The organism is Cellulosimicrobium cellulans (assembly GCF_016921195.1).
Classification (GTDB): Bacteria; Actinomycetota; Actinomycetes; order Actinomycetales; family Cellulomonadaceae; genus Cellulosimicrobium; species Cellulosimicrobium cellulans_F.
In genome coordinates this window covers 34378-48160 of the sequence record NZ_JAFGYF010000007.1, presented here as the reverse complement: position 1 = coordinate 48160, position 13783 = coordinate 34378, and the positions used below count along the sequence as shown (strand labels likewise).

At 74.1% G+C, this 13783-nt stretch carries 10 protein-coding genes; all 10 read right to left on the bottom strand.

Annotation, left to right across the window (positions count from 1 at the left end; translation table 11 throughout):
• Window positions 1-50: 50 nt before the first annotated feature.
• On the bottom strand, window positions 51-1661 hold the full coding sequence (gene ffh, locus JN535_RS14700) for a signal recognition particle protein (RefSeq protein ID WP_205206304.1): 1611 nt from the start codon (window positions 1659-1661) through the stop codon (window positions 51-53).
• Window positions 1662-1770: 109 nt separating this feature from the next.
• The gene (locus JN535_RS14695) at window positions 1771-3621 is read right to left on the bottom strand and encodes a [protein-PII] uridylyltransferase (RefSeq protein ID WP_205206302.1); all 1851 of its coding nucleotides are present in this window, start codon (window positions 3619-3621) and stop codon (window positions 1771-1773) included.
• 16 nt (window positions 3622-3637) lie between these two features.
• The gene (locus tag JN535_RS14690; protein WP_205206300.1) at window positions 3638-3976 is read right to left on the bottom strand and encodes a P-II family nitrogen regulator; all 339 of its coding nucleotides are present in this window, start codon (window positions 3974-3976) and stop codon (window positions 3638-3640) included.
• The gene (locus tag JN535_RS14685; RefSeq protein ID WP_205206299.1) at window positions 3973-5286 is read right to left on the bottom strand and encodes an ammonium transporter; all 1314 of its coding nucleotides are present in this window, start codon (window positions 5284-5286) and stop codon (window positions 3973-3975) included. Before JN535_RS14685 ends, JN535_RS14690 begins: the two co-directional genes overlap by 4 nt.
• A gap of 208 nt (window positions 5287-5494) precedes the next feature.
• Window positions 5495-6676, bottom strand: coding sequence for a signal recognition particle-docking protein FtsY (ftsY, locus tag JN535_RS14680; protein WP_205206298.1), 1182 nt, complete (start codon window positions 6674-6676; stop codon window positions 5495-5497).
• Window positions 6677-6727: 51 nt separating this feature from the next.
• Window positions 6728-7108 (bottom strand): hypothetical protein, encoded by a 381-nt coding sequence (locus tag JN535_RS14675; RefSeq protein ID WP_205206296.1) that lies wholly within the window; start codon window positions 7106-7108, stop codon window positions 6728-6730.
• 149 nt (window positions 7109-7257) lie between these two features.
• Window positions 7258-10812 (bottom strand): chromosome segregation protein SMC, encoded by a 3555-nt coding sequence (smc, locus tag JN535_RS14670; RefSeq protein WP_205206295.1) that lies wholly within the window; start codon window positions 10810-10812, stop codon window positions 7258-7260.
• Between the two features lie 206 nt (window positions 10813-11018).
• Complete coding sequence (gene ndk / locus JN535_RS14665; RefSeq protein WP_205206293.1) at window positions 11019-11471, bottom strand: nucleoside-diphosphate kinase; 453 nt, start codon at window positions 11469-11471, stop codon at window positions 11019-11021.
• 78 nt (window positions 11472-11549) lie between these two features.
• The gene (locus tag JN535_RS14660; protein ID WP_307868758.1) at window positions 11550-12044 is read right to left on the bottom strand and encodes a DUF4233 domain-containing protein; all 495 of its coding nucleotides are present in this window, start codon (window positions 12042-12044) and stop codon (window positions 11550-11552) included.
• 4 nt (window positions 12045-12048) lie between these two features.
• Window positions 12049-13779 (bottom strand): MDR family MFS transporter, encoded by a 1731-nt coding sequence (locus JN535_RS14655; protein WP_205206292.1) that lies wholly within the window; start codon window positions 13777-13779, stop codon window positions 12049-12051.
• Window positions 13780-13783 lie beyond the last annotated feature (4 nt).

The window sequence follows — 13783 nt, the reverse complement described above, 5'->3', positions numbered from 1 at the left end:
CGGGACGCACCCGGGACCCGGTCGCGCGCCGCCGAACCGGCGACGGCGGGTCAGCGACCGAGCAGCTTCTCGAACCCGGGCGGGAGCTGGAGGTCGTCGGGCGTCGTCCGGGCCGGCTCGGTGGGGCCGCCCACGCCGAACGCCGACCCGGCGGGCGCGGACGGTCCGGTCGTCTCCCCCGCCGCGCGCGCGGCGGCCGCACGCTCCTGCGCGGCGCGCTTCGCCGGGTTGCCCGACTTGCCCCTGACCTTGCGCTGCGGCGCCTGACGCCCGCGCGCCTTCTTGCCGCCCATGCCCGGCAGGTTGCCCATGCCGGGCATCCCCGGCATGCCGCCCCCACGGCTCATCTGGCGCATCATCTTCTGCGCCCCCGCGAACCGCTCGAGGAGCTGGTTGACGTCGCTGGTCGTCACGCCGGACCCGCGCGCGATGCGCGCGCGGCGCGACCCGTTGATGATCTTCGGGTTGTCGCGCTCGGCGGGGGTCATCGAGCGGATGATCGCCTCGATGCGGTCGACCTCGCGCTCGTCGAAGTTCTCGAGCGCCTCGCGCATCTGGCCCATGCCCGGGAGCATCCCGAGCATCTTCTTCATCGAGCCCATGTTCTTCATCTGCTGCATCTGCACCAGGAAGTCCGCGAGCGTGAAGTCCTGCCCCGTGGCGACCTTCTCGGCCATCTTCGCGGCCTGCTCGGCGTCGAACGCCTTCTCGGCCTGCTCGATGAGCGTGAGGACGTCACCCATGTCGAGGATGCGCGACGCCATGCGGTCCGGGTGGAACGCCTCGAAGTCCGTGAGCTTCTCGCCCGTCGAGGCGAAGAGGATGGGCCGCCCGGTGACGCCGCGGACGGACAGCGCGGCACCGCCGCGCGCGTCGCCGTCGAGCTTGGTGAGCACGACTCCCGTGAAGTCGACGCCCTCCTCGAACGCCTTCGCGGTCGCGACGGCGTCCTGACCGATCATCGCGTCGATGACGAACAGGACCTCGTCCGGCTGCACGGCGTCGCGGATGTCCGAGGCCTGCTGCATGAGGACGGCGTCCAGGCCCAGCCGGCCCGCGGTGTCGACGATGACGACGTCGTGCTGGCGCTGGCGCGCCGTCTCGACGCCCTCACGCGCGACGGCGACCGGGTCGCCGATCACGTCGTCGACCTCGACGCCGCTCTGGTTGCCCGGGTGCGGTGCGAAGACCGGGACCCCGGCGCGCTCGGCGACGACCGTGAGCTGGGTGACCGCGTTGGGGCGCTGGAGGTCGGCCGCGACGAGGAGCGGCGTGTGCCCCTGCTCGCGCAGGTGCAGCGCCAGCTTGCCGGCGAGCGTCGTCTTTCCGGCGCCCTGGAGGCCGGCGAGCATGATGACGGTCGGCGGGGTCTTGGAGAAGCGCAGGCCGCGGCTCTCGCCGCCGAGGATGCCGACGAGCTCCTCGTTGACGATCTTGACGACCTGCTGCGCCGGGTTGAGCGCGCCCGAGACCTCGGCCGAGAGCGCACGCTCGCGCACGGTCGCGCTGAACTCGCGCACGACGGGGACCGCCACGTCGGCGTCGAGCAGCGCGCGCCGGATCTCCCTGATCGTCGCGTCGATGTCCGCCTCGGACAGCCGGCCCTTCGCACGCAGGTTCTTGAAGGTCGAAGTCAGTCGGTCCGACAGCGTGTTGAACACCGCGTCATCCTCACCAGTCGTCGGAAGTCTCGTCCGCGGTGGCGCTCCCCCTGCCGTCGCCCGAGCCCGAGCGCGGGCTGGCAGAGGGTGCCGTCCGCGAGGGACCAGCCTACCCGGCGGTGTCCGCGTCTCCCGGCACGGCGGCGAGGACCCGCAGCGTCTGGCCGACGAGGTCGTCGACGAGGCGAGCCCGCCACGCGGTCCACGCGCTCGGACCCAGGGACGACGCGTCCGCCTCGGTCAAGGCGCGCAGCACCCGGAGGAGGTCCGGCCGGTGGTCGACGGCGTCGGCGAGCTCGGCGACCGTCGCCGGGTCGTCGGGGTCCTCGCTCACGGCGAGCCGCGAGAGCGTGAGGTGGTGGCGCACGAGCCGCTCGACGTCCGCCACGACGTCGGGCTCGAAACCCATGCGGCCGAGGATCGCGGGCACGAGGCGCGCGCCCTCGACCGAGTGGTCGACGGCGCCCGCCCGCTTGCCGATGTCGTGCAGCACCGCCGACAGCAGGAGCAGGTCGCCGCGCTCCACGTCCTTGCGGCCCCTGGCGGCCCGTGCCACGACCTCCACGAGATGCCGGTCGACGGTGTGCCGGTGCACGGCGGCCCGCTGGGGCCGGTTCCGCACCCCCGCCCACTCGGGGATCCACGTCGTCACGACCCCGGCGAGGTCGAGCGCCTCCCACACGGCGACCTGGGCCTGGCCCGACCCGAGGAGCGAGAGGAACGCGGCACGAGCGGCCCGGGGCCACGGCTCGGGCAGCGGCGGGCACTGCGCGAGGCTGGCGACCGAGACGGGCGAGAGCATGAGGCCGGTCCGCGCGGCGGTGGCGGCGGCGCGCAGGGACAGCAGCGGGTCCGCCTCCGGGTGCGCGTCGACGGCGAGCACGAGCTCGCCGTCGTGCTCGACGAGCCCGTCGCCGACCGGCCGCAGCCGCGGCGCGGCCCGACGTCCCCGGACGAGGACGGGACGACGCGCGACCGACGGTCGCTGGAGCGCCTGGCGGGCGCGCCGGACGGTCGTGTCGAGCGCGTAGGAGACCTCGCGGCCTGCCGCGGCGAGGCTCGCGAGCAGCTCGTCCGGGTCGTCGTACCCGGACAGCGCGGCCACCTCGTCGAGGTCGGCGAGCAGCAGGCGGCTCGTGTGCCGCCCCGTGACGACCTGCAGGGTGTCCCGCACGTCCAGCAGGTGCGCGTGCGCGCGGTCGACCGACCCGTGCGGACGGTCCGTGAGCCAGGTCGCCGCGAGGGCCGAGAGCACCACCGCGTCCCGGATCCCGCCGCGCGACTCCTTGAGGTCGGGCTCGATCAGGTAGGCCAGCTCGCCCGAGCGCTCGGCGCGTTCCCGCGTCGAGGAGAGCAGGTCGGGCAGGCGGCGGCGCGACGCGGATCGCCAGTCGGTGAGCACGGCAGAGGACGCGCGGTGCACGACGAGCGCGTCCCCCGCCACCGCGCGCACGTCGAGCCAGCCGACGGCCGCGGGCACGTCCTTCGACGCGACCTGACGGCACTGCGAGAGCGAGCGCACGGAGTGGTCGAGGTCGACGCCTGCGTCCCAGAGCGGGTACCACAGGCGCTCGGCGACGCGCGCGATCTCCTCTCCCGAGTGGCTACGGCCGTCGTGGACGAGCACGAGGTCGAGGTCGCTCGCGGGTCCCATGTCGCCCCGGCCGAGACTCCCCACCGCGGCGAGGGCGATCCCGTCGGGCGCGACGCCGTCGGTCGCGTCGCGCCACAGACCCTGCAGGGACGACGTCACGAGGTCGACGACGGCGGCGCGCCGCGCGACCCCGCTGCGACCGGGCCCGCTCATGGCGCGCGCGACGGCGAGCGTCCGCGCGCGGAGGTCCCGCACCCCGTCGGGGTGCGGGTCCTCCGCGCTCAGCTCGCCCGGTCGCTGCACCGGGCGCCCCGCCGATCCCCCCGCGACCCCGCCCGTGGTCGGGGTGTCGGCGTGGTCGGTCATCCGATGGTCCGTCGCCTCACAGGGCGCCGGGGCCGTGCTCGCCCGTGCGCACGCGGGCGACGTCGTCCACCGGGACCGTCCAGACCTTGCCGTCGCCGATCTTGCCGGTCTGCGCGGCCTTGACGATGACGTCCGTGACGGCCGTGGAGTCGGCGTCGTCGACGAGGACCTCGACGCGGACCTTGGGGACCAGGTCGACCGTGTACTCGGCGCCCCGATAGACCTCGGTGTGGCCCTTCTGGCGGCCGTACCCGCTGGCCTCGCTGACCGTCATGCCCCGCACGCCCGCGGCCTCGAGCGCCGACTTCACGTCGTCGAGCCGGTGCGGCTGGATGATTCCCGTGACGAGCTTCATGCCCGCACCTCCCTGATGACGCTGCCCTGCTGGATGGACTCGTACGCCGTCTCGCCGTGGACCGCGAGGTCGATGCCGCCGACCTCGGCGTCCTCGCTCACGCGCCAGCCCATCGTGACCTTGAGGATCAGGCCGATGACCGTCGTCGTGATCGCGGTGAAGACGATCGCGACGAGCGCGATGAGCACCTGGACGACGAGCTGCTGCGCGCCGCCCCCGAAGAAGAGGCCCGTGTCGGTCGCGAGGAAGCCGATCGCGACGGTACCCCAGAGGCCGGAGACGAGGTGGACGCCGACGACGTCGAGCGAGTCGTCGTACCCGAAGCGGTACTTGAGGCCGACCGCGAGCGCGGAGAGCGCGCCGGCGACGAGGCCGAGGACGATCGACGTGACGGGGTTGAGCGCGCCGGCCGCGGGCGTGATCGCCACGAGGCCCGCGACGACGCCGGACGCGGCGCCGAGCGACGTGGCGTGACCGTCGCGGATCTTCTCGGTCACCAGCCAGCCGATGATGCCGGCCGCCGTGGCGCTCGTGGTGTTGATCCAGGCGAGGCCGGCGGTCTCGTTCGCGCCGAACGCCGAGCCGGCGTTGAAGCCGAACCAGCCGAACCACAGCAGGGCCGCGCCCAGCATGACGAACGGCAGGTTGTGCGGGCGCATCGGCTCGGTGCCGAAGCCCTTGCGCTTGCCGATGAGCAGCGCGAGCACGAGCGCCGCGACGCCGGCGTTGATGTGGACGACGGTGCCGCCCGCGAAGTCGATCGGCGCGACCGTGGCGGCGCCGTCGGTCACCCCGAACACCCTCGCGGCGAGACCGTTCTCGTTGGCCGAGAGGAAGCCGCCGCCCCACACCATGTGGGCGAGCGGGAAGTACGTGACGGTGACCCAGATCGCCGTGAACGTCAGCCACGTGCCGAACTTGACGCGGTCGGCGAGCGCACCCGACACGAGCGCGACCGTGATGATCGCGAACGTCACCTGGAACGCGATGTCGACCACGTTCGGGTAGTTGCCGAGCGTGCTCGCCACGGCGCTCCCGTCCGCGTCGGTGATCGCTCCCGACAGGCCGAACTGCGCGAACGGGTTGGCGAACAGGCCACCCGTCCCGGCCTCGCCGTAGGACATCGACCAGCCCCACAGCACGTAGACGACGCCCACGACGGCCATCGCGCCGAACGACATCATCATCATGTTCAGCACGGACTTGGCGCGGACCATGCCGCCGTAGAAGAACGCCAGTCCGGGCGTCATCAGGAGCACGAGGGATGCTGAGATCAGCATCCACGCGGTTGCCCCGGTGTCCCACTCCATCGGATCATCTCCCCTCGCCAGCCGGGCGGCCGGTCGGGGACTACGGTGGTGCGGGCGGGTTTCCCCCGCGGTGTCGCCGTGTTACGCGGGTGTGACAAGCGCTCCTCGGACGTAAACGTTCCGTTTCACCTCGGCGAAGGGACGCCTCGGCGCCCGGATCGGGACACCCTCGTGATCGCAGCGTGGCACGACCGGCGAAGGTCGTGCGTCAGTCGCCGATGAGGCCGTCGACGAACTGCTCCGGGTCGAACGGGGCGAGGTCGTCCGGGCCTTCGCCGAGGCCGACGAGCTTGACGGGGACGCCCAGCTCGCGCTGGACCGCGACGACGATGCCGCCGCGAGCGGTGCCGTCGAGCTTCGTCAGGACGATGCCCGTGACGCCTGCGACCTCGCCGAAGACGCGCGCCTGGTTGAGACCGTTCTGCCCCGTCGTCGCGTCGAGGACGAGGAGCACCTCCGACAGCGGCGCCTCCTTGGTGATGACACGCCGGATCTTGCCGAGCTCGTCCATGAGCCCCTGCTTGTTCTGCAGGCGCCCTGCGGTGTCGACGAGCACGACGTCAACGCCCTCGGTGCGTCCGCGGCGCACGGCGTCGAACGCGACCGCGGCGGGGTCGGCGCCGTCACGGTCCGAGCGCACGGTCGGGACGCCGACGCGCGAGCCCCACGTCTCGAGCTGGTCCGCCGCCGCGGCGCGGAACGTGTCCGCCGCCCCGAGGACGACGCTGCGGTCCTCCGCGACGAGCACGCGCGCGAGCTTGCCCACCGTGGTGGTCTTGCCCGTGCCGTTGACGCCGACGACGAGCACGACGGCCGGGACCGGCGAGCCGTCCTCACCCGTCGTGGGCGACGTCGCGAGCGAGCGGTCGAGCGACGGGTCGACGAGCGCGACGAGCTCGGTGCGCAGGAGGTCCCGCACGCTCGCGGCGTCGCGGACGCCGAGCACGCGGACCTTGGTGCGCAGCGCGTCGATGAGCTCGGCCGCGGGCCCGGCCCCGACGTCCGCGAGCAGGAGGGTCTCCTCGAGCTCGTCCCAGTCGTCCTCCGAGAGGTGGTCGCGCGAGAGCACCGAGAGCAGGCGCGCGCCCAGGGGCGACCCGGAGCGGGCGAGCCGCTCGCGCAGGCGCACGAGCCGTCCGCCGACGGGCTCGGGTCGCTCGATCGCGGGCGCGGCCGTCGACGGCTCCTCGAGCTCGGGCGCGGCCTCGACGGCGGGTGGCGCCGACGCCGTGCCGGGGCTCGTCGGGGGCGCGGTCGGTGCGGCGGGCGGCGGCTCGACGACGTCGCGGCGCGGGCGGGCGCGTCGACGGACCGACACGGTCCCGACGGTGGCGAGGGCGACGAGGAGGACGACGCCGAGGGCGATCCAGAGCGGGAGGAGGTCGTTCACCCCGGAAGTCTCTCAGACGAGGGCGGCGGTGACGCGGTGGTCGCTCACCGGTCACGCCTGGGGAGGGCGTGCCCCGGGGTGCAGCGGCCGCACGCGCTCGCGGGCGCGGTGCAGGACGTCGGTGAGCTCCTCCGCGTCGACGTACGCGTTGGACGTCACCTGGGTCGCGGTGAAGAAGTCGTCGATGCTCGTGTCCACGGGCCGCGGCATGCGGACGGTCCCCACGTGGTGCGCGTCGAGACCTCCCCGGCGACGACGGCGGCGCAGCCCCGAACGGAAGTCACGCCAGAACGCGCGCATGCCCTGGTCGGCCGACCGGTCCCCCTGCGCGCCCGACGACTGTGCCTCGGAGCGCGCGACGACGCTCGCGAACAGGAACACGACGGCGGCGACGCCGAGCGTGAGCCCCAGCCACACGAACATCCAGACCATGAGGTCCAGTATCCGGGTGGAGCCACCCGGCGCGACCGCTGCCACGCCGTGCCGTCCGATCAGCACCACATCTTCACAAGGCCCGGAATTCCAACGATCTCAGGGCATCAGCGCAGGCCGGCGCGGTGCTCGCGCGCGAGGGACTCCGCTCACACCGGGACGTCCTCGCGGGCCTCGTTCATCCGCTGGCTGATGACGGTCGTCACGCCGTCGCCGCGCATCGTCACCCCGTAGAGCGCGTCGGCGATCTCCATCGTGCGCTTCTGGTGGGTGATGACGATGAGCTGGGAGTCCTCCTGGAGCTCCCGGAAGATCTCGAGCAGCCGGCCGAGGTTCATGTCGTCGAGGGCGGCCTCGACCTCGTCCATGACGTAGAACGGCGACGGCCGCGCCTTGAAGATGGCCACGAGAAGAGCGACCGCCGTGAGCGAGCGCTCGCCGCCGGACAGCAGCGAGAGCCGCTTGACCTTCTTGCCCGCCGGTCGCGCCTCGACCTCGATCCCGGTCGTGAGCATGTCGTCGGGGTCCGTGAGCACGAGCCGTCCCTCGCCGCCGGGGAACATGCGGGCGAAGACCCGCTCGAACTGCTCGGCGGTGTCGCGGTACGCGTCCGCGAACACCCGCTCGACCCGCTCGTCGATCTCCTTGACGATCTCCAGGAGGTCGGCGCGCGACTTCTTGAGGTCCGCGAGCTGGTCGGCGAGGAACTTGTGCCGCTCCTCGAGCGCCGCGAACTCCTCGAGCGCGAGCGGGTTGACCTTGCCGAGGCGGCCGAGGTCGCGCTCGGCGGCCCGGAGCCGCTTCTCCTGCTGGGCGCGGTCGTACGGGACGGTGCGCGGCTCGTCGTCCTCGGACGTCACCGGGACGTCGCGGTGCGGACCGAACTCCTCGACCAGCACGGCCGGGTCGAGGCCGAGCTCGTCGACGCTGCGCGCCTGGAGCTGCTCGATCCGCAGCTGCTGCTGCGCGCGCGCGACCTCGTCGCGGTGCGCGACGTCGGTCAGCTCCCGCAGTCGCGCGGCCAGGTCGTCGACCTCGCGCCGGGCCGCCGTCACCGCGGCGTCCCGCTCGGCGCGCGCAGCCTCGGCGGCCTCGCGCTCGGCGCCCGCGCGGGCGAGCGACCGGTCGACCGCGGTGAGGGCGCGAGCAGCGCCGTCGCGCACCGCCGACGCACGCTCCGCCTGCCGCACCCGCGCGGCCTCCCGCCGCGCCGCCCGCTCCCGCGCCTCGCGTTCCGTCGCGGCGGCCCGGGCGAGCGACTGCGCGCGGCCGGCCACCGCCCGCGCGCGCTCCTCGCTCGTCCGCAGCGCGAGGCGCGCCTCCGTCTCCGTCGTGCGCGCAGCCGAGGCGAGGGCGAGCAGCCGGTCGCGTTCCGCCGACGCCTCGGCGACGGCCTCCTCCGACTGCTCCGGCGCCGCCTCCGCGGCGTCGAGCCGCTCCACGAGGCCCGCGAGCACCTCCCGGGCGTCGTCGAGACCCTGCGACGCGCGCTCGAGCGAGGCGCGGACACGCTCGGCCTCCGCTGCCGCCGAGCGCGCCGTCGCCCCCAGGTGCCCGAGCTGCTCCGCGACCGCGGCGAGCTGCGCGTCCGACTCGTTGAGCCGGTCGAGCGTGTCCTCGTACCGCGCGCGAGCCTCCTGCGCGGCCTCGCGCGCGCCCACGAGGGCGAACCGGGCGCGCTCGGCGCGGCCGGTCGCGTCGGCGTGCGCGGTGCGCGCCTCGTCGAGCGCGGACTGCAGGTGCAGCACGCTGGGCGCCGACGCCGACCCGCCCCAGGCGCGCGTCGCCGCGAGGAAGTCCCCGCCGCGCGTCACGACGGCCACGTCCGGGTGCCGCGCCACGAGCCCGCGCGCCTGGCCCAGGTCGTCGACGACGGCCACGCCGGCGAGCAGGGATCGCACCGCGTGACCGACGTCCCCGCCCGCGGTGACGACGTCGACGGCCCAGCGCGCGCCGTCGGGCAGCGCGACGTCGGCGGGACCCGCGCCGGGATCCGCGGTCGCCACGACGAGGCCGGCACGGCCGGCGTCCTCCGTGCGCAGGTATCGCAGCGCGTCGACCGCGGCGTCGACGGACTCGACCGCGACGGCGTCCGCCGCCGGTCCCAGCGCCGCGGCGACCGCGTCCTCGTACCCGGTCTCGACGCCCAGCAGCGCCGCGAGCGACCCCACGACACCGACACCGTCCGCCGCCAGCAGCGCGCCCGCGCCGTCCTTGCGGTCCAGGCTCAGCTCGAGCGCCTCGATGCGCGCGCTCCACGTGGCGCGCTCCTGGTCCGCGGCGGACGCGTCGGCCTCCAGCCGGGTCACGGCGGCGCTGGTGCGCTCGACCTCGTCCGCCGCGGCCTCGTGCTCGGCGTCGAGTCCCTCCTCGCCCTCCTCGGCCCCGACCACCTGGGTCTCCAGCACCGCGAACTCGGTGCGTGCCTGCGCGCCCCGGTGCTCGGCCTCCGCGAGCGACTCGCGCAGCCGACCGATCTCCGCCTCGGCCGCCTCGACGCGCGTGCGTTGCGCGGCGACCTGGCCCGCGAGGCGCGCGAGGCCCTCACGCCGGTCCGCCGCGCCGCGCAGGAGGGTCGCGACCGCGCGCTCGGCCTCCCCCGCGGACCGCTCGACGTCCTCGCGCTCCGCGACCGCCGCGGCGAGCGCCTCGCGCGCACGAGCGACGTCGGCCTCGAGCTCGGCCTCGGTCGCGCGCACGCGCTCCGCCTGGGCCTCGAGCTCGTCGGGGTCCTGGCCACGCGGGGCGGGCTCCGGGCGGCCGAGCAGACGCACGCGCTCCTCCGCGAGCGTCTGCGTGCCGCGCAGCCGCTCGCGCAGGGACGAGAGCCGGAACCAGACGTCGGTCGCGGCGCCGAGGGCGGGCGCGGCCTCGGCGGCCTCGTGCTCGAGCCGGCCGAGCGTGTCGCGCGCGGCCGCGAGCGCGCGCTCCACGTCGGCCTGCTGCGCCCGCAGCGCCGCCTCGTCGGCGATCTCCTGCTCCAGCGTCGCGGTGAGCTGCGCGAGGTCGTCGGCGAGCAGGCGGGCCCTCGCGTCGCGCAGGTCCGCCTGGATCGTCGCGGCCTTGCGGGCGATCTCGGCCTGCCGGCCCAGCGGCCCGAGCTGGCGGCGGATCTCCGTCGTGAGGTCCGCGAGCCGCGTGAGGTTGGCCTGCATCGCGTCCAGCTTGCGGAGCGCCTTCTCCTTGCGCTTGCGGTGCTTGAGGACGCCCGCGGCCTCCTCGACGAACCCGCGCCGGTCCTCGGGCGTCGCGCGCAGGACGGCGTCGAGCTGCCCCTGCCCGACGATCACGTGCATCTCGCGCCCGAGGCCGGAGTCGGAGAGGAGGTCCTGGATGTCCAGCAGGCGGCACGGGGAACCATTGATCGCGTACTCGGAGCCGCCGCTGCGGAACAGCGTGCGAGAGATCGTCACCTCGGTGTAGTCGATCGGCAGCGCGCCGTCGGTGTTGTCGATCGTCAGGGAGACCTCGGCACGGCCCAGCGGCGGGCGCCCCGCCGTCCCGGCGAAGATGACGTCCTCCATCTTGCCGCCGCGCAGGGTCTTGGCGCCCTGCTCCCCCATGACCCACGCGAGCGCGTCGACGACGTTGGACTTGCCCGAGCCGTTCGGCCCGACGACGCACGTGACACCGGGCTCGAAGCTCAGCGTCGTCGCGGACGCGAACGACTTGAAGCCGCGCAGCGTCAGGGTCTTGAGGTGCACGCACCCGAGCCTAGTGCGGTGCTCCCACGATCCTGCGGACGTCCGGGACCGGCCGTGGCGGCGCGGCTGGAGACGGAGCGAGGGGCGGGCCGTGGCGTGGCGGGTGGCGAGGAGAACGCACCGGGAGCGCGAGGAACGAGCGCGAAAGACCCGCCCCGCCCCTCGCGCAGTGGCGGCGGGGGCGAGGCGGGCGCAGCGGGAGGGCCTCAGCCGAGCTCGGGGAACCAGAGCGCGATCTCGCGCGCGGCGGACTCGGGCGAGTCCGAGCCGTGCACGAGGTTCTGCTGGACCTTGAGGCCCCAGTCGCGGCCGAGGTCGCCGCGGATCGTGCCGGGGAGGGCCTCCGTCGGGTTCGTCGCGCCGGCGAGCGAGCGGAAGCCGGGGATGACGCCCTGGCCCTCGGCGACGACCGCCAGGATCTTGCCCGAGAGCATGAAGTCGACGAGCGGCTGGTAGAACGGCTTGCCCTCGTGCTCCGCGTAGTGCGCGGCGAGCAGCTCCGGGGTGGCGTCGAGCAGGCGCACGGCCACGAGGGTGTAGCCCTTGGCCTCGACGCGACGCAGGATCTCGCCGGACAGGCCGCGGCGGACGCCGTCGGGCTTGACGAGGATGAGGGTGCGCTCGATGGTCTCGGTCAGTGCGGGTGCGACGTCGGTCATGGTCGCCGAGCCTACCGGCCGGACGGACGTGCGCGTCGCCGCGCCCACCAGCGGCGCGCGGGGCGGGCTCGCCCGTCCTCAGTCGGCGTTCGGTGCCGTCTCGGGGTGCTCGGCGTCGTACGCCGCGCGCTCGCGGTCGATGCGTCCGCCCAGCCGGATCGAGACGACCCACAGGGCGACGAACAGGCCGCCGACGACGAACATCATGGGCACCACGAGCCCGAAGGCCAGGACCGGCACCTGGACGACCGACCCGGCCACATAGCCGCCGGGCGTGCCGACCGTGCGCGAGAGGACCACGAGCACGACCGCGAGGGCGCCGCCCACGAGCCAGATCGACGTCGCGCTCGGCAGCTCGAGCGGCCCGCGCGAGTAGGGCACGTCCCGCAGGCCGTACGCGACGAGCGTGGCGAACACCACGAGGAACGCCTCGAGGAGGAGCGTGGTCGAGGCGAACTGGACCTTCGCGGGCTTCTTGGGCTTGATGCGGTCGCCCGGGGACGGGCGCACCGGGCCCGCCGCACGGCCGTAGCGGGACGGCTGCGCGGCGGGCTGCGACGGCGGGGTGCTCACCCGGTCAGGATACCGGCGCGCCGTCGCGCTCCCGGCCCTCCGACCGGTCGTCCCCGGCGTCGGGACCAGCCGTGGGCACGACGACCGCGCCGGTGTCCGCCGTGCCGTCCGCGGCCTGCGCCGGGGCGTCCTCGACGAGGTCGCCGTGGTCCGCGACGGCCTCGCCGCGCGCGACCATCCCGGCCACGTCGGAGAGCTTGACCTCCCGCAGGAACAGCGCGAGGACGAACCCCACGAGCACGAGCGGGACGAGGTACCAGAAGGCGGGGGCGAGCGCGTCCGTGAACGCGTCGACGACGCCCGTGTGGATCGGCTCGGGGAGCTGCTGCACCATCTCCGGCGTGAGCGACGAGCCCTCGGCCCCGGCCGGGGCCGAGCCCGCGGGCAGCCCGGCGAAGACGCCCTCGAGGTTGTCGGCAAGACGCGACGTGAAGATCGTGCTGAACAGCGCCGTCCCGACGGCCGCACCGATCTCGCGGAAGAAGTTGTTGGCGCTCGTCGCCGTCCCCAGCTCGTGCGGGTCGACGGCGTTCTGGACCGCGAGGACGATCGTCTGCATCACGAGGCCCATCCCGGCCCCCATGACGAAGATCATGGCGCCGAAGAGCCACATCGACATGTCCCCGGTGATCCGGGTGAGCCAGATCATGCCCGCGGCGGTGACGGCCAGACCGACCACCGGGAAGATCTTGTAACGCCCGGTCTTGGTGATCGCGATACCCGAGCCGATGGCCGTGAGCATGACGCCGGCCATCATCGGCAGGAGCAGGAAGCCGGACTCGGTCACGCCCGCGCCGGTCGACATCTGGAGGAACGTCGGCAGGAACGCGAGCGCGGAGAACATGCCCATCCCCAGCACGAGGCCGATGAGCGTCGCGATCGTGAACGTCCGGTTCTTGAACAGGTGCAGCGGGAGCAGCGGCTCCTCGGCGCGGTTCTCGACCACGATGAACGCCGCGACGGAGACGACCACGGCGGCCACGAGGCCCAGGAGCCACGGGTCCGACCAGTCGTAGCCGCGCGAGCTGGTGAGCGACTCCCAGCTCGTGACGAGCACGATGCCGGAGGTGGCGACGACGAGGAAGAAGATGCCGGCGACGTCGATCTTGCGGCCGGAGCGGTGCGAGGGGAGCTTGAGCGCGACCCACGCGACGACGAACGCCGCCACGCCGATCGGGACGTTGATCCAGAACGCCCAGCGCCAGCCCGGGCCCTCGGTGAACCAGCCGCCGAGGAGCGGGCCGATCACCGCCGCGATGCCGAACAGGGCGCCCATGGGGCCCATGTACTTGCCGCGGTCCTTGGCGGGCACGATGTCGGCGATGATCGCCTGCGAGAGGATCATGAGCCCGCCGCCGCCGAGGCCCTGCACACCGCGCCACGCGACGAGCTCGGGGAACGACTGCGCGAAGCCCGCACCGGCCGACGCGATCGTGAACAGCCCGATCGCGACGAGGAACGGCCAACGACGACCCCAGAGGTCGCCGAACTTGCCGTAGAGGGGCATGACGATCGCGATCGCCAGGATGTAGGCGGTGATGACCCAGCCCTGGTGCTCGACGCCGTGGAGCTCGCCGACGATCGTCGGCATCGCGGTACCGACGATCGACTGGTCGAGCGAGGACAGGAACATCGACGCCATGAGCGCGCCGAAGATCACCCACACGGTGCGCGGGGTGAGCACGACGAGCGGCTTGCCGCCGTCGACGGTCGGTGCTGCGGTGGTGGAGGCCATGAGG

Bases quoted from the DNA above. Each gene is read 5' to 3' on its own strand.
- ndk (WP_205206293.1), bottom strand. From the start codon at position 11,471: ATGACCGACGTCGCACCCGCACTGACCGAGACCATCGAGCGCACCCTC.
- JN535_RS14695 (WP_205206302.1), bottom strand. From the start codon at position 3,621: ATGACCGACCACGCCGACACCCCGACCACGGGCGGGGTCGCGGGGGGA.
- JN535_RS14655 (WP_205206292.1), bottom strand. From the start codon at position 13,779: ATGGCCTCCACCACCGCAGCACCGACCGTCGACGGCGGCAAGCCGCTC.
- JN535_RS14685 (WP_205206299.1), bottom strand. From the start codon at position 5,286: ATGGAGTGGGACACCGGGGCAACCGCGTGGATGCTGATCTCAGCATCC.
- JN535_RS14690 (WP_205206300.1), bottom strand. From the start codon at position 3,976: ATGAAGCTCGTCACGGGAATCATCCAGCCGCACCGGCTCGACGACGTG.
- JN535_RS14675 (WP_205206296.1), bottom strand. From the start codon at position 7,108: ATGGTCTGGATGTTCGTGTGGCTGGGGCTCACGCTCGGCGTCGCCGCC.